This is a genomic window from Clostridium sp. C8-1-8 (genome assembly GCF_009928445.1).
In the GTDB taxonomy this organism is placed as follows: domain Bacteria; phylum Bacillota; class Clostridia; order Clostridiales; family Clostridiaceae; genus Clostridium_AR.
The window spans coordinates 88,470-110,440 of sequence record NZ_JAABNO010000007.1 but is presented as its reverse complement, the minus strand read 5'-3'; the positions used below and the strand labels follow the sequence as shown (position 1 = coordinate 110,440).

Sequence of the window (21,971 nt, the reverse complement as noted above, 5' to 3'; positions counted from 1 at the left end):
TAAATATTCCTCCGTAGTTCTTATTATTTTAGTTTATCTGTATCACTATCTTCTGAAGCTAAAGTTATACTTTCTCTTTTTACTTTATTGCTAACCATTTTAGACATGCCAACTACATCGAAGATACAAGCTACACTTCCATCTCCTAATATTGTGGCTCCTGAAACACCTTCTACTTTTCCAACATATGAACCTAATGGTTTTATAACTATCTCTTGATTACCAACTAATTTATCAACTACAATTCCAAAACGCTTTTCAGCCGTTCCTAAAACAACAATAAAAACATTTTTCTTCTTTTCTCCTCTTGGCAACTTGAAATAATCATGAAGCCATATTAAAGGATGAACCTTATCCCTAATAACAACAATGGATTGTTTCTTAACAGACTCTATTTCATCTATAGGTTTTCTTACTATTTCTACTATATTACTCATTGGTATAGCATAGGTTTCGTCATGAATCTTAACTAACAGTCCTGTAAGTATAGCCAAGGTCAATGGTAGCTTTATAGTAAACTTAGTTCCTTCTCCTGGATTGGTATCAACATCTATTATCCCGTTAAGCTTGTCGATATGGTTTCTAACAATATCCATACCTACACCTCTTCCAGAAACATCACTAACGCTTTCCGCTGTTGACAGTCCAGTCTCAAAAATTAAATTTATTATTTCACTCTTAGACAAGTTATCAGCTTCCTGCTTTGATAAAACCTTCTTTTTTACTGCAGAATTCTTGATTTTTTCTAAATCTAATCCTGCCCCATCATCCTCTATGGTTATAATCACATGATTTTCTTGATGGAAGGCCTTTATCTTTATGGTTCCTTTTGATGGTTTTCCATTAGCCTCACGTAATTCTGATTTTTCAATACCATGATCCAGTGAATTTCTAACAATATGAATCAGTGGATCTGTTATGTCCTCGATTATAGTTCTATCCATCTCAGTCTCTCCGCCTTCAAGAACTAAATCTATCTCCTTGTTTAAGGTCTGGCTTAAATCTCTAACAAGTCTAGGTAAACGATTAAATAGCTGTTGCACTGGTAACATTCTAGCCTTCATTATACTTTCTTGAAGTTCGCTAACCACTCTAGATACATGATTGGAAATTCCAATAAGATCTTCTACAGTTTCATCTTGAGAGTATCTGCCATGAAGTATGCTTCCAACCTGTGATATTCTAGTTTGCTCTATTACCATTTCTCCAACTAGATTCATCATCTGCTCTAATCTTTCTATGTCAACTCTTACAGTTTGAGAAGTTCTTTTTTCAGTCTCCTTCTTTTTATTTTCCTCTAAATGAGCCTTTTCAGTAACTTCATCTAACTTCTTTCCTGCTTTAACAACCTCAGTATCATCTATATCTTCTTTTTCTGATGAACTTTTTTCTTCTTCAAAAGTACTTTCATTCGAATACTCAGTTACCTCAACTTCTTCTACATCCATAAGCTCTTGAGAAGCTTTTTCTTTTAGTTCCTCTATGCTCAAATATGTTGTCATAAGATAATTAACCACAGAAATATCAGCATCTAAAGGAATATCCAATACATTAGGACTAGATGTTACTACAGTTCCCATATCGTTCAGAGAATTAATTATTAAGCAAGCCCTAGTTGCCTTCATAAAGCTATTCTCTGAAATCTTAACACTACAAACTAAATTATTAAGACCAGATAAACTAGAGTTTTTTAGAATACTTAACTGCTCATCATCTAAATCGAATGTATCTTCTTTACTAGTACTTAATGCATCAACGGCTTCCTGCTTTTCAACTTGTACTTGATTAACTTCTTTATCTTTACCTTCAAGTATAAGCTTTAAGTCTTCTAAAACTTCAGAAATATCTATCTTTGTATTATTCTTACTTTCTACGAAATCATCTCTAAGAAATCTTAGAACATCTAAACACTTAAAAAGCACGTTTACAATTGCCTTATCTGCAATTAAAAGATTGTTTCTTATCCTATCAAATACATTTTCCATCTCATGGGTTAAATTTTTCATCTTATCATATCCCATAGTAGCAGAGGAACCTTTTAGGGTATGTGCTACACGGAAAATCTTTTGAATAACCTCAGGATTTTCTTTTTCTTGTTCTAATTCTAAAATACCTTGCTCTAGAAACTGTAGCTGTTCTTCTATTTCATCTAAGAAGGCTCCTATCATTTCTGAGCTTTCAAATATTCCCGACATTGTGCACCTCCCTACTTATGTAATACTACCTCTATCTTGAGAAGACTTACAACTCCTTCTTTAGTAATCCCCAAGCCTTCAAAATACTCTCCCTCAATCCCTGCAACCATTTCTGGTGGTGGCTGAATATCATCAAACTTAATAACCTGATTAACCTTGTCCACAATTACCCCAATCATATCTTCTCTACTCTTTAATATCATGATTCTTGTATACTTCGTAGAAGTATAGTTTGGAAGACCAAATCTTTTATGCAAGTTAACAACTGGAATAACCTTTCCTCTTAAGTTTATTACACCCTCTAAGAAAGGTTTGCTGTTATGAACTGGTGTTATTTGCTGCATTCTTATTATCTCGTAAACATCACTAATCTTCAGTGCGTACTTCTCATCTGCAAGTTCATAAGCAATGAACTGAATATCCAATAATTCATTCATAGATTTTCCTCCATAAAGCTTGAAAGATATAATTTCAAGCTTATAGTTTATTTAAAGTTTCTACAACATACTCTTCCTTATATGGCTTTACCACGAAACCTTTTGCTCCTAGCATAACGGCTTTCTTAACCCAAGTTTCTTGTCCTAATGCTGATATCATAACAACTTTGGCAGCCGGGTCTTTCTTTTTAATCTCTGCTAAGGCCTCAACCCCATCCATCTCTGGCATTGTTATGTCCATAGTTACAATATCAGGCTTTAAGGTCATATATTTATTTACTGCATCAACACCATTTACCCCTTCCCCTACTACTTCAAAGCCATTTCTCTCAAGTATTGCTTTAAGCGTCATCCTCATAAAAGCAGCATCATCAACAATTAGAATTCTTTTCATAACTACACCTTCCTATTTATAATTAGTATTATTAGCTATACTTTAAAATCATATCTATTGTATTCATAACCCTATCTTTTAAAGGGAAATTATAATCATTTAACCTCCACTTTAATATGGCCTCCCTACTAGAGCCTAAAATCATATCAGTTAATGCTTCGCTATCAACTTCTACTCGAAACTCCCCATTCTTTTTACCTTTTTCTATATAATGCATGATTAATTTATATCTATCCTCAAAAATATCTTTATTTCTTTTTTGAATTTCTTCACTTTCATGTTTAAAGGTCTCATGTAACTCTGCCACTGCAGTGATAGCTGGATAGTTTTCGTAATACTCTATACGCATCTTTACAAAAAACCTTATACTTTCCTTAGCTGAAAAATTACTTAATTCAATTGATTGTCTTATACTATCATCAAACTTTGAAAAGTAATCTAATATACCTAATATAATCTCATCTTTATTTTTAAAATGCTTATATAAAGTTCCATCGGAAATCCCCTGTCTTTGTGATATTTCCTTAGTTGCTAGTCCTTGAAACCCTAATTCACTTATAATCTCAATAGCTGTTAGAATTATTCTTTCTTTTCTTTTTATGAAGAATTCCATAACTTATCTTCCTCCATTCACAGGCGAGTAAGCACTCGCTTGATATAATTATAAATTCTCATAAACTCCATGTCAATAAAACTCGAAGCATGTCATTATTTACATATTTTTGTCACATAAAAGTACAAAAATGACTCCATTTATCATATTAGGAATATTCTTTCCAAATAGCCTTGTGTTACGATGTATTAAGATATACAATAGTAATAAATAACTAGAAGGGAGTATAATTATGGATAAAGAGCTTATGAGAGGAAGTATAGAAATACTTCTGTTATCTCTTATTGAAAAAGAAGACCTTTATGGTTACGAAATCGCCAAAAGGTTAAAAGAAAAAAGTGATGAGATCTATATTATTGGTGAAGGCACATTATACCCTGCACTTCAGAGACTAGAAAAAAAGGACTTAATAACCGCTTATTGGGGGGATTCAGAAACTGGGGGTAGGCGTAAATATTACAGTATCACCGCCAATGGCAGAAAGGTATTGTCTCAAAAACTTAATGAGTGGGATCTTCTAAATAAGCTTATTAACAATTGCAGGGAGGGATTTTCATGGGACCATTTGATCAGTACATTAAAGCCATAGTATCAGAATTAAAAACTACTAAAAATAAAAAATCTGAACTAGCAGATGAACTTAAGGATCATCTGATGATGTTAAAAGCTCAATATATCTCTGAGGGTTTTTCTGAAACTGAGTCTATAGAAAAAGCTATTGAAAGTTTTGGAGAAATAAATAACTTAAAAGCTTCAATAAAAAATTCCTTCTGCAGCTATAGAAATAAAACATCTTTTATTGTAGGAACAATGTTATTGTTTATCATATTGTTTATAGGAAATAGAACGCCTATGCCTGGTATTGATCTTCAAGAAAACATTTCTTTAGTATCAACAGGTCTAGTATTTATTACATTGTTCTTACCTGTAGGTTATTGGATATGCTTTTTATCTTCCAAAACAACCTCAATACTAAAAGTTTTATTCTTCACTTCAAGTATAGATTTGGCTTTAGGCATTTTGCTTAGCTTATCTAAAACACCTTCAATCCCTATTACATACAGTGCAGTTGCTGTACTATGTAGCTTCTTAGGCAGCCTAGTTGGATATGGTATTTTATTATCAGTTAATGAATTAGCTTATTCTATAGTAAAAAAGTTAAAGATAAATTAATACTCTTTTATTTAATAAAAGACTTTATAACCATTAAAGATTTAAGTTATGTATTTTTAAAGGCATATAAAAGGTATTTAAAAAAACACCACCTAGATAAGACAATTAGGCCTTAAACTAGGTGGTGTTTTTTTATTTATTTGTAGCTATATCTTTGCTAAGGCTTTTTCAAACTCAGCTATTATATCATTAATATCTTCAAGCCCAACAGAAACTCTTATAAGTCCTTTGGATATATTAGCTTTTTTTAGTTCTTCATCTGTAAGTGCCCTATGAGAAGTTTTAACTGGATATGATACTGAGGTAGTAACACCTGCAAGGCTCGGAACAAATTTTATATTTTCAAGATTTCTTATTAATTCATAAGCTCCTCTTTCTCCATCTACTACATCAATACTAAGCATGCCTCCAAAATCATCCCCATTGAACAGTTGTTTTGCTGTATCAAAGTAAGGTGAGTTTTTAAGTCCAGGATAATAAACGCTTTTAATCTTTTCATGCTTTTCTAAATACTCTGCCAGCTTTAATGCATTTTCAGAATGCTTCTTTACCCTAAGCTCTAAGGTTCTTAAGCTTCTTATTAACAGCCAAGCATCGAAAGGACTCATCATTGGTCCGTACAAAGATCCAGTATTTCTTATGTTCTTTACATTTTCCTTATCAGCCACAACTATTCCACCAGTAACATCACTATGCCCACATAGGTATTTAGTTGCACTATAAACTACAACATCAGCTCCAAGCTTTAAGGGCTGACATATTACAGCTGTTGCAAAGGTGTTATCTACAATCAACTTAGCATTATTTTTGTGAGATAACTCTGCTATAGCCTTTATGTCTATAACTTCCATCAAAGGATTAGATATAGTTTCTACATAAACCACTTTTGTATTTGACTTAAAATATTGTTCTATACTTTCATTTACTACATCTACAAAAGTTACTTCAACATTGAACTTTGAAAGCTCCTCCTTAAGAAAGGTATAACTACCTCCATACAAAACACTTGCTGCTATTATATGATCACCAGCCTTCACATTTGCAACGATAGACATTGCAATTGCGCCCATACCTGAAGAGAAAACTTGAGCTTCTTCCCCTTCATCTATTCCAGCAATTATCTCCTCTAAAGCATCGTGTCCTGGATTGCCATTTCTTGAATATACATAGCCCTCTTCTTCGCTTTCATAAACCTTATCAAGAGTCTCAACATCATCAAATACAAAAACAGAAGTCATTGATATAGGAATAGTCTTCGATCTTGAAACTGATTTTGGACTCTTTTCACCTAGATGAGTAAGTTTTGTACTAAAATTTTTATCTTTCATAATAAATCCCCCAATTATAATTTTAATATCTATACAAAATTGAATTTTTATGCTGCAGTTAAGACTATTATTAAAATTTCATAAATATTTTTAAACTTCTCTTATATCCTTTGAGCCATGATTTCTTGTATGAATCCAACCTGAGTATTCTTCAATTCCTACACCAGTTTTTAAAGCTTCTCTTTCATTTAAATACTTCTTAGCATTGTTACCATAAATGTTTCTATCTTCGCCTACTGGACACACCTTAATACACACTCCACAAGGGAATGCGTAGGCTTCTTTAAGGTTGGCATGGTATTCTGCGCATTTTATCTTATCCATATCTGCTATCAAGGTGTCCCTGGTAGTATAAACTCCTGCAGGGCAACACCTTTTACACATCTCACATTTGATGCAAAGCTCCTTTTCTACTACTTCATCTGCCTCAAGGTCAGCATCTGTAAGAATGGAAACCAATCTAACCCTCGGCCCAAATTCCTTAGTGATTAAGGTATGATTGTATCCTATTGTGCCAAGTCCTGCATACTTACCAGCTATAACATGCGAAAAAGCAGCTGCTGGTTTCTTTACCAGAATTGAAATATCTCCATATCCATCTCTCGGGAAAAAGAAAGCCCCATACCCTAAAGTATTCAAATAATTAGCAAGCTTGTACGCTGTTTCGTCTAGCACTCTATTTGTTGTATTGTACAACTCAGAGTAAACAATTGAAGGTGTTGTTTCAAGCATTGGTAAAAATATTTGTATACCTAAAACAATTACAGTTTTGGTCTCAGGCCATATATTCTGTGGAAAGTACTCTTGTGAGGTATCCTTAAACTGTTCCCATCTCTCTACTGGTGCAAAGCCTATTATATTTGCCCCCATCTCTTTTGCTTTGCTTATGATCTCCTTTTTAAAACTATTGCTTTTTTTATTAACATCAGACATAAAAAACTCCCCAATCCTTTCTTTCTGACTGTTTATAAATAACTTGTGCTGAAAATTTAAGTCGTTAAAATAACTTTATCATTAAGAGCTTGAAAAATAAGTTTTATTTTCCACTATAAATTTGAAAAAGCCTCTTTCACCCCTTTATCTTACTAGGTTTAGCTAACACTTTTTCACTGATACAGCAAAAAGACCTCTTTACTGAAAGAGGTTTAGATAAATCGTTTCTTATCTTTCAGCATTGCTGCAGGACTTAGCACCATGTATGTAAATAACACATACTGGTTGCCGGGCTTCACAGGGCCAGTCCCTCCACCACTCTTAATAAGACTTATTAAATTATTATATTATTTATATAATATTTTCTATATGGTGTCAATGATATTAATAAATATATTTTATCAAAAAACTTATTGACAATATAATACAGGAATCTTATAATTGAGTCATAACTCAATGAGTTTATACTCATCAAAGGAAGGTTTTTAAATGTCAGAAAATAAGAGACAAATTCAAAAAAGGGAAACAAGAAATAAATTGATAGAAATCGCTGCAGAAATATTCAGTAAGAATGGTATACTATCAACTAAAACCATAGATATAGCCAATGCTGCTAAGGTATCTCATGGAACTGTATTTTCTCACTTTCCTACTCAGGAAGCCTTAATAATAGAGGTAATAAATACTGTTGGTACTAAAATTGCAGCTAGATTACATGAACTAGTTGGTAAGAATAAAACCTTAGAGCAGGTACTTCAATGTCATTTAGATGCCTTATCAGAATTTGAAGATTTTTACGAAAAACTAATACTTGAAAGAAGAAGGCTTCCTCTTGAAGCTCGAAATACTTATATATCTATTAACTCAATGATTTCTCATCATATAAGCCTAGCTGCAGAAAAAGAGATTTCTGATGGAACACTTCGACCTATTCCTATCCATCTCCTATACAATACATGGATAGGATTAATTCATTACTATCTAACAAACAGTGATTTATTTTCCTCAGACCAATCTGTGTTAAAAACCTATGGGACTCAATTATTAAATCATTATATAAAATTAATAAAAGTTTAGATTTTAGGAGGTATTTATTAATATGAAAAAATGTGTTGCTTGTGGAATGCCAATGGAGAAAACTTCCGACTTTCCAAATGAAGATGAAACTAAGGATTATTGCAAATACTGCTCTAGACCTGACGGCTCCATGCAGTCATATGAAGAAAAATTAGCGTCACTAACAAACTTCATGATAAGAACTCAAGGTTTATCTGAAGATGCTGGAAATAGTGCTGCCAAATCCATGATGGAGAAACTTCCAGCATGGCAAAACTGCTAAGAATAGTACAAAAAAATCACTGAAGCTGCTTCAGTGATTTTTTTGTCCATCTTCATTTATTTTTCCTTATCTATAGCCTTATCACTTTCATTAATATCCTTTGGAATAGCCACTTCTGGAAGCTTTCCGTCTAAGTCTAGATAGTAATGTCTTATTGGCTTTAAATCATCGTCCAACTCATATACTAAAGGTGTTCCAGTTGGTATATTAAGACTGGCAATACCATCACTAGATATATTATCTAGATATCTTACCAAAGCTCTTAAAGTGTTACCATGAGCTGCTATTATTACCTTCTTATCTTCTTTTAAAGCAGGTACTATTTCTTGGAACCAATCCTGAAGTACTCTCTTTTCTGTGTCTGATAAGTTTTCAGTACGTGGCAACTCTTCTTCACTTAACCCCTTATATTTTATCTCATGTCCTGGATATCTTGGATCATCTTTACTTAGTTCAGGTGGTCTTACATCTACAAATCTTCTCCACTTATGAACTTGCTCTTCTCCATATTTTTCAGCTGTTTCCTGCTTATTTAGACCTTGTAAAGCTCCATAATGTCTTTCATTTAACTTCCAAGAGTTATGAATTGGTATCCACATTAAGTCCATCTCATGAAGGATTATCCACAAGGTTCTTATAGCTCGCTTTAGCACTGATGTATAAGCAACATCAAAAGTAAATCCGTTCTCCTTAAGTATCTTCCCTGCTTTTCTTGCTTCAATAAGTCCATTTTCTGATAAATCTACATCTGTCCATCCAGTAAATTTATTTTCTAAATTCCAAAGACTTTCGCCGTGTCTGATTAAAACTAATCTTTTCATTGTTATACTCCTTTCATATGTTATATCTAATATTATTCTTATTTGTTATATATATAATTCTTTAAAATAATCTATTAATCATATTTTTATTAATTCTTTACATTTCTACAATAAACATTTGATAATCATTCTCACTTCTTAGTTATATTATACACCTTATTCAAATAAATTCCATAGCAAAACCAAATATTTTGTGAAATTTTTGTATAATAAATAGCCTATAACTTAATCCATAATACTTTTTCTTAATTCTACTGACTTAAAAGTATTGTACGGGGTTATACCTATAGCTATCCTATTAAGAAAACTTAATTTATAAATGTTCGATGATTCTAGCTTTTGGTGACCATCAGACATTCATAAATTATTAGTTGAACTTGGATACCTAAGCATATTATCAGTAGTACAGGAAACTCCTCTATAATTTTAAAGATATGAATAATGAACATCATATGTGTAATACTAGAATAAAATAACAAGCAAGGAAGATTACCAATGATTAAAGATGTTATGAAAAACTTATTTGCATATAAACCAAAGGAAACAAAACAGTTCGAGCTTCTAGAAAACGAGCAAAAAGATACTAATAATGAAAAAGCTAATCCTTCTAATACAGATAAAGATAATACTTTACCAAATTCAAAACAAGCTTCTAACGCCATAGTTGCTTCAAAGCTATCAATAAACCTGGAAAGAATAAAAAATGAGTTTGATCTTGCCAACAACAATGACATCAAGACCAGAAGCTTTAAAATTGCTCAAAAGATAGATGCCTTCATTATTTATATTGACGGTATGGTAGATAAGATATTTGTCAGCGACTTTATAATTCGTCCACTTATGAAAACTGAAAGCTTTAATCAATATTTCGCTAATGCAAATTCCATTGAAATCTATGACTATATATCAAACAATATAATTACAGCAAATGAAGTTTCTAAATTCACTAATTTTAATGATATTTTAATCCAAATATTGATTGGAAATGCAGCATTATTCATAGATGGCTCTACCCAATGCATCATTATAGATTCTAAGGGCTTTGAAAAAAGAAGTATCGATAAACCTACCGCTGAAGGTGTAATCTTAGGCTCTCAGGAAGCCTTTACCGAAAATATGAGAACTAATACCTCTTTAATAAGAAGAGTTATAAAAAACCAGAAGTTGAAAGCTGAGCTCCTTAAGGTTAGTAGAACTAATCAAGCTTTCTGCACTCTAATGTATATAGATGGTATTGTAAATCCCGACATAGTTAATGAAGCAAAAAGAAGGTTAAACAGTATAGATACAGATTTTATTTCTGGTGGAGGTATGCTGAGTCAATACATAGAAGACCACACCTACTCAATATTTCCACAGGTGCTGCACACAGAAAGACCTGACAGAACTGCTAGATATCTAAGTGAAGGCAGAGTGGCTATGATAACTGAAGGCTCCCCTTTTGTATGTATTGTACCAGTGACTCTATTTGATTTTATCCATGCAGAAGAGGATAAAACCCTACGGTGGCATTATGGTGCCTTTTTGAGGATTGTAAGAATTTTAGGTATGCTAGTTACAGTTTTAGCACCAGCTTTGTATATAGCCTTATCACTATTTCACCATGAGGCCATACCGACAGAATTATTGATTGCTATGTCTACTGCAAAAGAAGAAGTCCCATTCCCAACAGTTATGGAAATACTTATGCTTGAGTTTTCCTTCGAGCTCATTCGTGAAGGGGGAATTCGTGTACCTGGAGTAATAGGTCAAACCCTTGGAATCGTAGGCGCACTTATCTTAGGGCAAGCTGCTGTAGCTGCGAAGCTTGTTAGTCCAATATTGATAATTGTAGTAGCGATAACTGGTCTCGGAAGCTTTGCTATCCCAAATTACTCAATAGCCTTAGGACTTAGAATGCTCAGATTTCTCTTTATATTCTTGGCAGCTTTCCTCGGTTTTTTAGGTATAACTGAAGGTATAGTATTAATTGGAGCTTTAGCTTGTAGCATGAAATCCTTTGGTGTTCCTTTTCTCTCACCTATAGCTCCTACTACTAAGGACTTCTCCAGCCTTCTTGTAAGAAAGCCTATGGAATTAGAAAGTATGCGTCCTGACTTTCTAAATAGTTTAAATAAAAGGAGACAAAATCCAATTTCATTCTTATGGAAGAAAGGCGGAAAGAAGGGAAAAGACAATGATTAAAGAAGGAAAGATTGGACTGCAATAGGCAGTGTGCCTTACTGTAATAATTATAGTCGTTAAGATATATTTTGTAAGTCCTAGTGGAGCAATAAGAGCTGTAGGAACAGCAACATGGTATATGACACTGATTTCAAATATTACCGCTATGCTAGGTTTTCTATGTATCTATCTGCTATTGAAGCGTTTTCCAGGCAAGGATTTGATATTTGCTTTTAAAGCTAGCTTGGGAAAAGTTCTTGGTTTAATAGCTTCTTTACTTTTATCTATTATTATATTAATATGCGCTGTTGCTCTTACTAGGGAATTTAGCGAGGTCTCTAAGATTTATATTATACCCAAGACCCCACTAACCTTCCATATTTCACTTCAACTTATAATTATATGCATACTAACCTATTTAGGAATTGAAACCATTGCAAGATTTGCTAAGCTAATAGCATACTTTACTCTTTTTAGCTTTATTGGCATTATACTGTTAAATTATAATCATTTTGATTATTCCAGATTGTTTCCCATACTAGGCTACGGTCTTAAAACTACTGTAACTTTAGGATTAAAAGAAAGCTCTTATTATGGAGAAGTAGTAATACTTGGAATCGTAGCCGGCACACTTCAAGATGTTAAAAACTTAAAGAAATCCGGTTTTATCTCCTTACTTATTTCTGGCTTGTTGATATCAGTTTTATATCTTTCAGTAACTTTGATTTTTAGATATGGTCAGTCACAGGAGCCAACTTCTGTGCTATATACCTTAACAGAGATAATACAGCTCGGCTTTTTCTTTAATAGACTTGACCCTATATTTATATTTTCTTGGAGCTTAGGAACCTTAGTTTCTGTAAGTGCACTTTTTTACTGCTATTTATCTTCTTATTGCAAAGCCTTCAACATAGATGATATGCGTCCTTTGATATTACCTTCAGCTTTAGTATTTTTTGCAATAAGTATGATACCAAAAGACTTAGTATCACTTATGAGCTATATAGTCATTATAAGACAATATGGCTGGACTGTATTCTTTGTCATACCGTTGCTTGCACTTATTACTTCTATACTAAGAAAAAAGAAGGTGATTGAGGATGCGTAAAATAATTGCAATTGCTCTAATATGCATTGTTTCAGCCTCAACTCTTTGTGGCTGCTTTGACTCTAATGAAGTAACAGAATATGCCTTTGTATATAGTATCGGGCTAGAAAAAGGAGTGAAAGATAAACTTAGATTAACGGTTCAACTTTCTTCATCAAATACTCAGGTTAAGAATAACACCGAAGACAGCGGAGTAAGCAGTAAGCAAAAAGGCAATACGCTACTAATATCAGTTGATTGTCCAGTATTTTTTATGGGTGTAAATATGATAAATTCATGTTTATCTAGAGAACTAACCTTCAACCATACAATGTACATGGTATTTTCTGAAGACTTGGCTAAGGAAGGTATAGATTCCTACATTAATGGAATAGTTAGAAAACGTGAAGTTAGAAGAGATTTGTATTGTTTGGTAGCCAAAGGCTCTGCCTTGGATTTTCTTGAAAACAACTCTCCAGCACTAACACCTTCACTATCAAAGATGGAACAAGGCTTGCTATTCCAGTCAAGAAATACAGGTTTTTTCCCAGTAACTACCTATAGAAATATAATAGATGAAATTAAGAGTCCTGTGGAACAGACAGTACTTCCACTAGGGGCTCCAAATAGTGGCAAAAACTTTTATAGTAACAAAGATGTAGACGATGTTCATTTTAGGAGTGGCGGCTCCTATTATGCTGGGGATCTTCCTAGAAAAGGTGGTATAGAAATAGAGCTTTTTGGTTCTGCGGTATTCGATGGCGGTAAAATGGTAGGAGAACTAACAGGCGATGAAACTAGATCTCTACTTATGATAAGAGATGAGTTTGAAAAAGGTTTTTTCTTCTTTGAAGACCCTTTGGAGGAAAACAAGTTTGTAATACTTGAGGTAAGGCCTCAAAAAGCACCTAAGATAAAGGTAAATATAAAAGGTGATAAACCAGTTGTTAACTTAAAATTGTTTTTAGAAGCAGATATAGCTTCCATTCAAAGTACTATAGATTACGATAGCAAAGACTTAAAACCAATGTTAGAACTGGCAGCAAAGAGTTCCATCGAAAAGCAAGTAAATAAAACTATCGATAAATGCATAATGCTTAAGTCAGATGTCTTAAGATTTGGTACTTATATAGCAAAGGATTTTGCTACAATTCAAGAGCTTGAAGCCTATAACTGGTTAAAGCACTTCAAAGATTGCGAGGTTCATACTGATATTGAGTTTATTATTAGACGTAATGGCACAAAGATCTATAACGCCCCAATAATTGAGTCTGGAGAAAATCATTAGGAGAATATTAGCCATGAAATTATTAATAATTCCATTAGTATTTGCTTTTAATATGTATCTCATAAATTTTGCAAGATATCAATGGGCCGATAATAAGTTAGGTTCCATAGGTTCTATATTTCTTGTAATAATAGCTGTAGTTTTACCTATTATATTAATATTAATAAGATAGGGATTCTTACATATATAAGTTCTTACTAATTTACTTCATTAATTATTTTATTAGAATATATTTGTTTAAACTGTTCTATGAATAAAGCTTATATAATTAAAAATCGGCTTTTATTAATCAGAAAATTAGAATGGCTTGTTCAAAGAATTTACATATAAAAGGCTAGAGTTATCTAAATAAACTCTAGCCTTTTATAGTAATTACTTCACAATATTTTTAGATATAATCCCCTCTGTCTAGGAACCTTCATTCACACTTTAATCTTCCACAAAGTACTTCATGCTTGTCTTTTTAAGTTCCTTAGTACTATATAAAATCTCATATTCATGTATATCGATTATGTTCTGGATCTAATTAACATATCTCAGCTGATCACCAAAACTTTGGGTACCACATAATAACTTAGAAACTCCGATCATCTTTTACTATCTCCTACCCTTATACTTTTAACATAGTTTTCCTAATTAACTACTTATATATACTAAATCAGTCTGTTTGTACTCTATACAAATATAATTTAATTTCCTGCAAAGGTTTTCACCCGATTGACATTAGCTTTCAGCAGAATTATAATAAGCATAAAATGAAGCGTCATTCTATGCTTGAAGCGAGGTAATATCATGGTTTACAAAAGTTCAAAGGAAACACAAGAAAGAAAAGACTTAAAAAAGAAACATATTCTTGAAGTAGCAACGAGGGTTTTTGCTGCGAAGGGTTATCATGGAACTACGGTTAAAGACGTAGTTGAAGCGGCTGATATATCTGTAGGAACCTTCTATTTTTACTTCAAGAATAAAGAGGACTTATTTGCCACTCTTTATGATGAGGTGTCTGAGGAATTTTATACTGCTTTAATAAACTCTTTAGACAACATAAATAATGAAATTGACTTAGGTTTTAGCAGGGCTATCTCCTTCTTCCTAAAAGTTATAGATGTAAATAAACCCTTCGCAAAAATTCTGCTTATTGAAGCAGTAGGTTTAAACTCAAAATTTGAAAAAATGCGATATGAGGTAACACACAAATACGTTACTTATACTGCTGAGCATTTTCAAAAAATGCAGCAATGTGAAAATATTAAGATAGCTGATGTAAAAATATTTTCTTTAGCTTTTATTGGCACATTGTATAACGTAATAATGGAATGGCTTCAAAGTGATACTTCAACCAGCCTTACAGAATATGCTTATGCACTTATAATCTACAATCTTCAGGCACTAGGTGTTGCTTACAATGATGAAAATGTAAAAAAAGGAATAGCTGATATTCTTAATAACAAAAAGTAAAGGGGAAAAATACATGAGAAAGATGCTTAAATTTCGATGGGTTTTGTTAGCTCTATGGGCAGTAGCTACAGTATTATTTACCATAAATCAACCTAACCTAAAGCAGATATTAAACCAGAAAGGTCAAGCTTCAATAAGTGAAGATTCACCATCAAAGCTAGCATCAGAGATGATAAACAAGATGGGAACCTCAAAGGGTGATACCGCAATATTTGTGTTCAATGACCCAAATAAAATCTCCGATGATGGTATGAAAGATATTGAAAAAGGTATAGATAAGCTTAAAGATAAAAAAACTGAACTAAAAATAAATAATATAGTAGATCCTTTTGGCACTCCTGAGGCTAAGGATCAAATGATATCAAAGGACGGCACTACCCTAATAACTCAAGTTACTTATGAAAGAGGAACTAGGGATAGTGAAACTATAGTAAATAGCTTTAAAGACGCTTTAAAAGATGTTAAAACCACTCATTATATCACTGGCGAGCTAGCTATTAACAATGACTATTTAGAAGCTACAAACAAAGGTGTAGATAAAAGCGCCTTTATAACCGTAGGCTTTATATTAGTAGTACTTATGCTAATGTTTCGCTCAGTGGTTACACCTTTCGTATCATTACTTGCAGTAGGCGTTTCATACCTATGCAGTATGGGAATAATAGGTGTTCTTATAAATGCCTTTAACTTCCCAATAACAAGCTTAACTCAAATGTTTATAATTCTTGTTTTATTTGGTATAGGTACAGACTATAACATTTTACTATTTAATAGATTTAAAGAAGAATTAGGTCATGGCTTATCTATAGATGAGGCTGTGGTTGTAACCTATAAAACCGCTGGTAAGACTGTAATTTTCAGTGGACTTACTGTTTTCATGGCTTTCGCAAGCCTTACTTTTGTAAGCTTCCCTATCTACCGTTCAGCTAATGCTGTTGCTATAGGTATTGCAGTTCTTCTAATTGAACTTGTTACTTTAACTCCAGTAATAATGAAGCTATTAGCAAAGAAACTCTTTTGGCCATCTCATAATGTTGCCGGCCATAAAGAAAACAAGCTTTGGGAAAAGGTTACCTCAGCATCGGTTAAGCATCCATTGATATCAGTTCTAGTGGTAGCTGCTATAATAGCTCCTGTAATAGCCTTTAATAGCACTAAGCTATCTTTTGATAGTCTTAAAGATTTGAGTGCTGATACTCCTTCTGTTAAGGGCTTTACTCTAGTTGCAGACAAGTTCGGCAGAGGTAAAGCTATGCCTACTACTGTAGTAATTGAGAATAAAGATGCGATGGACAACAATGAAGCTCTATCAGTTATAGATGAGTTAACTGTGAAGCTTAAAGGATTAAAAGGAATACAACAAGTATCCAGCGTTACTCAGCCAAAGGGAGATGCTATAGAAAACTTCTATACAAACTCTCAAACTAAAACTGTAGTTGATGGATTAGGTTCTGCCAATAACGGTGTAGGTCAGATTAATGATGGAATGAAAAAGATAGAAACCAGTCTTACTACCCCTGATTTCTCAAGTGTTAAAGAGCTTTCCACTGGTACTGGAGCAATACAAAATGGTATGGGCGCAGTTACAGATGGACTTAAGAAGATCAGTGATGGTATAGATCAAGGTGCTAATGGCGCTGACAAACTTACCGGTGGTATAGCTGGTGTTAAGGATGGAGTTAGTAAAATAAACGGAGGACTTCAAACTATACATGATAAGCTTGCCTTTATACAACAAAACTATGTGAAGCTTGGTGAAGGCTATAAAGGTGCCGCAGGTTCAATACCTCAACTAAAGCAACTAGTTACAATGATTAATGGTGTAGTAGCATCACTTGAGCAAAAGCTTCCAGCAAATGATCCTGATATTGCAAAACTAAGAGTTCTAATGGCTCAGCTTTCTGGTGGTTTAGATGGACTTTCTAAAGGAATAAATGCTGCTAATGCAAACTATGATCAGCTTACAAATGGTTTATCAGCATTAAATGATGGTATAAATCAAATCATAGCTAATACAAGCTCAAATTCAGAATTAGTTCAAGGAATTGCTCAATTAGAGCAAGGAGAAGCAGGCCTTGCAGCTGGTTTAAGACAAGGTAGTGCTGGGCAAAAGACCGTAATTGAAAACATGGCAAAATTACAAGATGGTGCTGGTAAGATTAAAGATGGCCAAGACAAGTTATATGCTGGATTAACTCAATTAACTGGTGGCTTAGGTCAGCTTAAAGATGGTATAAGTAAGAGCAGTGATGGTCTAGGTACTATTCATGATGGTATAAACAAAACCAATGACTTCCTAACACAATTGACAACTGGTACAAAGAGCTTCTATATACCTAAGGAAGCCTTTGAAAAGTCAGATCTTACAAAAATGTTTGATACTTATATGTCAAGTGATAGAAAAATCACTAAGATTACAATAAATCTTGATTCTGACCCATATGCGAAGGAATCAATCAAGACCATAGATGAAATCAATGAACTAGTTAAGAATCAATTAAAGGGAACTAAACTTTCAGATGCTAAGTTTGGAGTCGCTGGTCCAACAGCAACAACTAACGATTTGAACAATATAGCAACTCATGACATTACCTTTACACAGATAATAGTGCTTGCAGCTATATTTGTATTGTTAGTATTAGTAATAAGATCCTTCTGGATACCTGTATATATAGTTGGTTCTTTAGTGGCAGCATACTATACAGCAATTTCAGTAACTTCCTTCTTAACTTCTAAGCTATTTAGCAACGTAGACGGTATGTCTTGGAATGTACCATTCTTCTCCTTTGTAGTAATAGCTGCACTGGGAGTAGACTATAGTATCTTCCTTATGACTCGTTTCAAGGAATATCCAAACACGGATCCTAAGGAGGCAATAATTCTAGCAGCTAAGAATGTAGGTGGCGTTGTAATGTCAGCAGCAATAATCCTAGCTGGTACCTTTGCTACCTTGTACCCATCAAATATCCATGTTCTTATGGAACTTGCTATTTGTGTTGTTACTGGATTATTCCTACTAAGTGTTGTTTTACTTCCAATAGTTATACCTGCTTTAATATCTATTGCTGAAAAGATATCTAGAAAAGCAGATCAGAGCTTCAACTCAGAATCAGTAGATAATGAATATATAGCTTAAACAGCAAAAAAGGTCCGCTGAAGTTAATTGCTTCAGCGGATCTTTTTTGTATATCTACATTATATTTAATATCACTTTATTTTGATGCTTTATGCTAGTACTGTTAATAATTCTTCATTAAAGTTTATAGCTTTTTTATCTGTCTCAACAATGTCTGCATAGTTATCTGAGTTAGTAACAATAACAGGTGTTGTTACTGCATATCCTGCTGCTTTTATAGCTTGGATATCAAATTCTACCAAGACTTGTCCTTTTCTTACTGTTTCTCCTTGCTTAGCTTTAACTACAAAGTGTTTACCGTTTAATTCAACAGTGTCCATTCCTATATGAATCAATATTTCAGCACCATTTTCACTTGTGATTCCTAATGCATGTCCTGTTGGGAACATTGTTGTCAAAACTCCATCTACTGGAGCTACTACTTTACCTTCTGAAGGTTCTATAGCAATTCCTTTTCCTAGTGCACCTGATGCAAAAGCCTCATCTTTTACTACTGCTAAAGGTTTTACTTCACCCTTGATTGGACTAACTAAAGTTTCTGCCTTTACTTCTATTATTGTATTGTTTGAAGTAGTAGTTTCTGTAACTTCTTCATCATCTTCAAACTTAGTTAACATCATTAATACAAAGCCTATTATGAAACCTGCTGCCATTCCTATTATAGCTCCAAAGAAGCCTTTATCCATACCATTTGGTCCTATATAACTTGGTATTCCGAAAACTCCCATACCACCCATTATATAAAGGTTACTTCCTGCTGCTCCAAGTATACCTCCACCAATTGCAGCTCCGATACAGCTTAGTACAAAAGGTTTTTTCTTAGGTAATGTTATACCGTATATAGCTGGTTCTGTAACACCAAATATCCCTGAAATAAATGCTGGTATTGCAATTGATCTTAACTTAGTATTTTTAGTTTTTAATAATATAGCTAATACTACACCTGTTTGAGCAAATGATGCTGCAAAAGTAGTTGCTAGTACTGGGTCATGTTTAAGTACTGCCATGTTGTTTATTGCTATAGGAACTAATCCCCAATGTAATCCGAAGATAACAAATACTTGCCAGAATGCTCCTATAAATAATCCTGCTATGATAGGACTTAAGTTATAAATTCCTAATGTTGCTGCTCCAAGAAGCTTTCCAGCCCATGTTGCTATTGGTCCTATAACTATAAATGTTAATGGAACTATTACTAATAATGTACAGAATGGAACTAAGAAAGTTTTTACTACATCTGGAATTACCTTCTTGAAACCCTTTTCTATTTTAGCACCAACATATGCTGCTAGAATAATTGGAATAACTGTTGAAGAATAATCCATAAGTATTACTGGAATACCTAAGAAAGTTAAGTTTACTCCTGACTCAATAATTGTACCTTTAAATACTGTATATAAAGGTTTAGCTGCTGTTAATGCCGCTATCTTAGGATATACAAGGGATGCACCTATTGCCATACCAATGAAGTGATTGCCTTTGAACTTTTGTGAAGCAGTGTAACCTAAGAATATAGGGAAGAAGTAGAATAAACAATCTCCTATTCCATTTAAAATTGCATAAGTTCCTGAAGTATTGCTTATCAAATGTAAAGCTACAAATAATGCATTAAAACCTTTAATCATACCAGTAGCACATAAAACACCTAAGGTTGGAGTAAATACCCCCGATATAATATCTATAAATTTATTAAATGGGCTCATCTTTTCTTCTGGGCCATCTTCTGAAGATGCTGCAAATCCTCCTACAGCTACTACATCGGCATATACATCTGGCACATGGTTTCCGATAACCACCTGATACTGTCCACCACTCTTAATAACTGTAACTACTCCATCCATTTTCTTTAAAACTTCTGTATTTGCTTTACTTTCGTCCTTTAATTTAAAACGTAAACGCGTAACACAGTGAGTTAGGCTATTAACATTTTCTTTACCACCGACATTTTTTATAATGTCTTTTGCTAATTTTTCGTATTTCATATGGCATTCTCCTTTTCATTTTTTTGATTTTTTTATATTTTTTGGTATTAATTTTGTTTAAAAATTCGCTAACGCGATCTTCTTTAGTGGATTTTTTGCGCATCTGCCTTTTCTAAACGTATGTGAAGAAATTCTGGCAGGCGATATAATTTCTCTTTTTTTATTCTTTCTCTCATATGTACATTTAGATCGACAATACATACTTATCCACTATTTCATCCTTGATATGAATTCCTAAAGAATAAAAAAGGCGAGACCAAATAAACAGTATTTATAGAGCTACTATCTACTTTGGTCTCGCCCGCTTAACCGGTTACGATCCATTCAATATTGATTTTTAAAACTAAACCCTAAACATATTCACTGACTTAGACCTGTATTTAAATCTTTATTAATGATTTAAATATAAAAGACCCTAACCAATCAAAAGAGACATCTCTGCACTCTTTCATCAGCTAGGGTCTTGCCTAATCGAGTTAGTTACAATCCCATATACCAATATGTAAGCGTTTAATTTATGTTTTAATAATAACTTAAATTCATATGCTTGTCAACACATTTTTAGAAAACATTTTCATAAACTTATCTATAGCCTTTTTCTTTATCTAAAGCCTCATCTTTAATCTCTTTTCTAAAGGAATCCAGAGCCTCTTCTCTTCTATCATTTTTTGCTTTCAAATCTTGTTTAGTTTTTTCATCATCAGTTATTTCTATCATGTCATTTGCTAAATGTATATTTTCTAAAGTATCATTGATATGCTGTTGTATCTTATCAACATTATCACGTCTATCATCTGGATTAACTTTCATAGTTACACATCTCCTTCACTTAGTAGATTGATGTTTTATTATAGATGTACCATTTCATATTAAAATTTATATTTTTAAATTCTCCTTTCAGAAACCAGAGGTACTCTAAAAATATATTTCAGATTGAACTGTTACATCTTTAATCATATAATCCAATATATAATTTTATAATTCATATATGGCTTATACTATGATTTATTATGTGTAAAAGAAGGCTTATTATCCGTGAGAATACTTTCAGTATATAACTATAATTTGAATTTTTTTTAGTACGGCCCTTTTAAAATACCTTTTTGAAATTAAGCGATTATTAAATAGATACTATATGAGAGAGCTACTAGAATTAATGGATATGCTGACTAATCATTTAATTTCAACAATACTTTTAAACATAGACAAATAAGAAAATATTCCTTAAGCTTTCCTAATATAATTTATGGGAGGTGCATTTTATGAATATTATTAATGACACTGTTAAGTTTCCTGAAGCCATATCTGGAGGAAGAGTTATTACTAGAAGTTTTAATACATATCCTGTAAGGGTATTTAAGGTTGCTGCAGCTCTTCAAGGCATAGACTACGGTTTCTCAGATGATGAAGGACCATTTTTTCGATGTACCATAGATATAAAAACCGAAATAATTAGTATTTATCAAATAAAAGTATCTATAACCTATGGTTTAAGATCTAAAACCTTTAACAAAGCCACTGATGCCACTATAAACTACGCTTTAATTTTTTAAAAAAGTATCCTTGATTACCATGTAAATACCAATGGTTATCAAGGATACTCTGATTTTATAATTTAAGTTAT

General features: G+C 33.0%; 20 protein-coding genes and 1 riboswitch. Of the genes, 11 read left to right on the top strand and 9 right to left on the bottom strand.

The window, feature by feature from the left end; translation table 11 throughout:
• Positions 1 to 23: 23 nt before the first annotated feature.
• From GXK57_RS09525 to GXK57_RS09510, 4 genes are read right to left on the bottom strand one after another with little or no spacing between them, the layout of a single operon-like run.
• On the bottom strand, positions 24 to 2,195 hold the full coding sequence (locus GXK57_RS09525; protein WP_160674950.1) for a chemotaxis protein CheA: 2,172 nt from the start codon (positions 2,193 to 2,195) through the stop codon (positions 24 to 26).
• 11 nt (positions 2,196 to 2,206) lie between these two features.
• Positions 2,207 to 2,632, bottom strand: coding sequence for a chemotaxis protein CheW (locus GXK57_RS09520; RefSeq protein WP_160674947.1), 426 nt, complete (start codon positions 2,630 to 2,632; stop codon positions 2,207 to 2,209).
• Positions 2,633 to 2,672: 40 nt separating this feature from the next.
• A complete protein-coding gene (locus GXK57_RS09515; protein WP_160674944.1) occupies positions 2,673 to 3,026 on the bottom strand; it encodes a response regulator in 354 nt (117 codons plus the stop codon).
• A 31-nt stretch (positions 3,027 to 3,057) separates the two neighbouring features.
• Positions 3,058 to 3,639: a TetR/AcrR family transcriptional regulator gene (locus GXK57_RS09510; RefSeq protein WP_160674941.1), complete on the bottom strand. Its 582-nt coding sequence runs from the start codon at positions 3,637 to 3,639 to the stop codon at positions 3,058 to 3,060.
• A gap of 232 nt (positions 3,640 to 3,871) precedes the next feature.
• Between GXK57_RS09510 and GXK57_RS09505 the strand changes: the two genes are divergently transcribed.
• Positions 3,872 to 4,228, top strand: a complete 357-nt coding sequence (locus tag GXK57_RS09505; RefSeq protein ID WP_160674938.1) for a helix-turn-helix transcriptional regulator — start codon at positions 3,872 to 3,874, stop codon at positions 4,226 to 4,228.
• Positions 4,195 to 4,812, top strand: coding sequence for a permease prefix domain 1-containing protein (locus GXK57_RS09500; RefSeq protein WP_160674935.1), 618 nt, complete (start codon positions 4,195 to 4,197; stop codon positions 4,810 to 4,812). Before GXK57_RS09505 ends, GXK57_RS09500 begins: the two co-directional genes overlap by 34 nt.
• Before the next feature lie 146 nt (positions 4,813 to 4,958).
• On the opposite strand, the gene GXK57_RS09495 is transcribed toward GXK57_RS09500, so the two are convergent.
• Entirely contained in the window at positions 4,959 to 6,140 is a 1,182-nt protein-coding gene (locus GXK57_RS09495; RefSeq protein ID WP_160674932.1) for a PLP-dependent aspartate aminotransferase family protein, read from the bottom strand.
• Between the two features lie 90 nt (positions 6,141 to 6,230).
• Complete coding sequence (locus tag GXK57_RS09490; protein WP_160674929.1) at positions 6,231 to 7,073, bottom strand: epoxyqueuosine reductase; 843 nt, start codon at positions 7,071 to 7,073, stop codon at positions 6,231 to 6,233.
• Positions 7,074 to 7,298: 225 nt separating this feature from the next.
• Positions 7,299 to 7,404: riboswitch (SAM riboswitch) on the bottom strand.
• Positions 7,405 to 7,562: 158 nt separating this feature from the next.
• Here GXK57_RS09490 and GXK57_RS09485 point away from each other — a divergent pair.
• Together GXK57_RS09485 and GXK57_RS09480 are read left to right on the top strand one after the other, a co-directional pair.
• Positions 7,563 to 8,150, top strand: a complete 588-nt coding sequence (locus GXK57_RS09485) for a TetR/AcrR family transcriptional regulator (RefSeq protein ID WP_160674926.1) — start codon at positions 7,563 to 7,565, stop codon at positions 8,148 to 8,150.
• A 22-nt stretch (positions 8,151 to 8,172) separates the two neighbouring features.
• Positions 8,173 to 8,412, top strand: coding sequence for a zinc ribbon domain-containing protein (locus GXK57_RS09480; protein ID WP_160674923.1), 240 nt, complete (start codon positions 8,173 to 8,175; stop codon positions 8,410 to 8,412).
• A 56-nt stretch (positions 8,413 to 8,468) separates the two neighbouring features.
• On the opposite strand, the gene gpmA is transcribed toward GXK57_RS09480, so the two are convergent.
• Positions 8,469 to 9,233, bottom strand: coding sequence for a 2,3-diphosphoglycerate-dependent phosphoglycerate mutase (gpmA, locus tag GXK57_RS09475; RefSeq protein WP_160674920.1), 765 nt, complete (start codon positions 9,231 to 9,233; stop codon positions 8,469 to 8,471).
• 495 nt (positions 9,234 to 9,728) lie between these two features.
• On the opposite strand from gpmA, the gene GXK57_RS09470 reads away from it, so the two are divergent.
• The 6 genes from GXK57_RS09470 (at position 9,729) to GXK57_RS09445 (ending at position 18,365) form a co-directional block, all read left to right on the top strand.
• The gene (locus GXK57_RS09470) at positions 9,729 to 11,417 is read left to right on the top strand and encodes a spore germination protein (RefSeq protein ID WP_160674917.1); all 1,689 of its coding nucleotides are present in this window, start codon (positions 9,729 to 9,731) and stop codon (positions 11,415 to 11,417) included.
• A gap of 28 nt (positions 11,418 to 11,445) precedes the next feature.
• A complete protein-coding gene (locus GXK57_RS09465; RefSeq protein ID WP_160674914.1) occupies positions 11,446 to 12,504 on the top strand; it encodes an endospore germination permease in 1,059 nt (352 codons plus the stop codon).
• Positions 12,497 to 13,771: a Ger(x)C family spore germination protein gene (locus GXK57_RS09460; RefSeq protein ID WP_160674911.1), complete on the top strand. Its 1,275-nt coding sequence runs from the start codon at positions 12,497 to 12,499 to the stop codon at positions 13,769 to 13,771. The genes GXK57_RS09465 and GXK57_RS09460 overlap by 8 nt, the downstream gene beginning before the upstream one ends.
• 13 nt (positions 13,772 to 13,784) lie before the next feature.
• Entirely contained in the window at positions 13,785 to 13,943 is a 159-nt protein-coding gene (locus GXK57_RS09455; protein WP_160674908.1) for a hypothetical protein, read from the top strand.
• A 620-nt stretch (positions 13,944 to 14,563) separates the two neighbouring features.
• Complete coding sequence (locus tag GXK57_RS09450; RefSeq protein ID WP_160674905.1) at positions 14,564 to 15,229, top strand: TetR/AcrR family transcriptional regulator; 666 nt, start codon at positions 14,564 to 14,566, stop codon at positions 15,227 to 15,229.
• A gap of 13 nt (positions 15,230 to 15,242) precedes the next feature.
• Positions 15,243 to 18,365, top strand: a complete 3,123-nt coding sequence (locus GXK57_RS09445) for an MMPL family transporter (protein WP_160674902.1) — start codon at positions 15,243 to 15,245, stop codon at positions 18,363 to 18,365.
• Between the two features lie 89 nt (positions 18,366 to 18,454).
• On the opposite strand, the gene GXK57_RS09440 is transcribed toward GXK57_RS09445, so the two are convergent.
• Both GXK57_RS09440 and tlp read right to left on the bottom strand, forming a co-directional pair.
• Positions 18,455 to 20,347 (bottom strand): beta-glucoside-specific PTS transporter subunit IIABC, encoded by a 1,893-nt coding sequence (locus tag GXK57_RS09440; RefSeq protein ID WP_160674899.1) that lies wholly within the window; start codon positions 20,345 to 20,347, stop codon positions 18,455 to 18,457.
• 582 nt (positions 20,348 to 20,929) lie between these two features.
• The gene (gene tlp, locus GXK57_RS09435) at positions 20,930 to 21,157 is read right to left on the bottom strand and encodes a small acid-soluble spore protein Tlp (protein ID WP_160674896.1); all 228 of its coding nucleotides are present in this window, start codon (positions 21,155 to 21,157) and stop codon (positions 20,930 to 20,932) included.
• Between the two features lie 452 nt (positions 21,158 to 21,609).
• On the opposite strand from tlp, the gene GXK57_RS09430 reads away from it, so the two are divergent.
• Positions 21,610 to 21,900, top strand: coding sequence for a hypothetical protein (locus GXK57_RS09430; protein ID WP_160674893.1), 291 nt, complete (start codon positions 21,610 to 21,612; stop codon positions 21,898 to 21,900).
• Positions 21,901 to 21,971 lie beyond the last annotated feature (71 nt).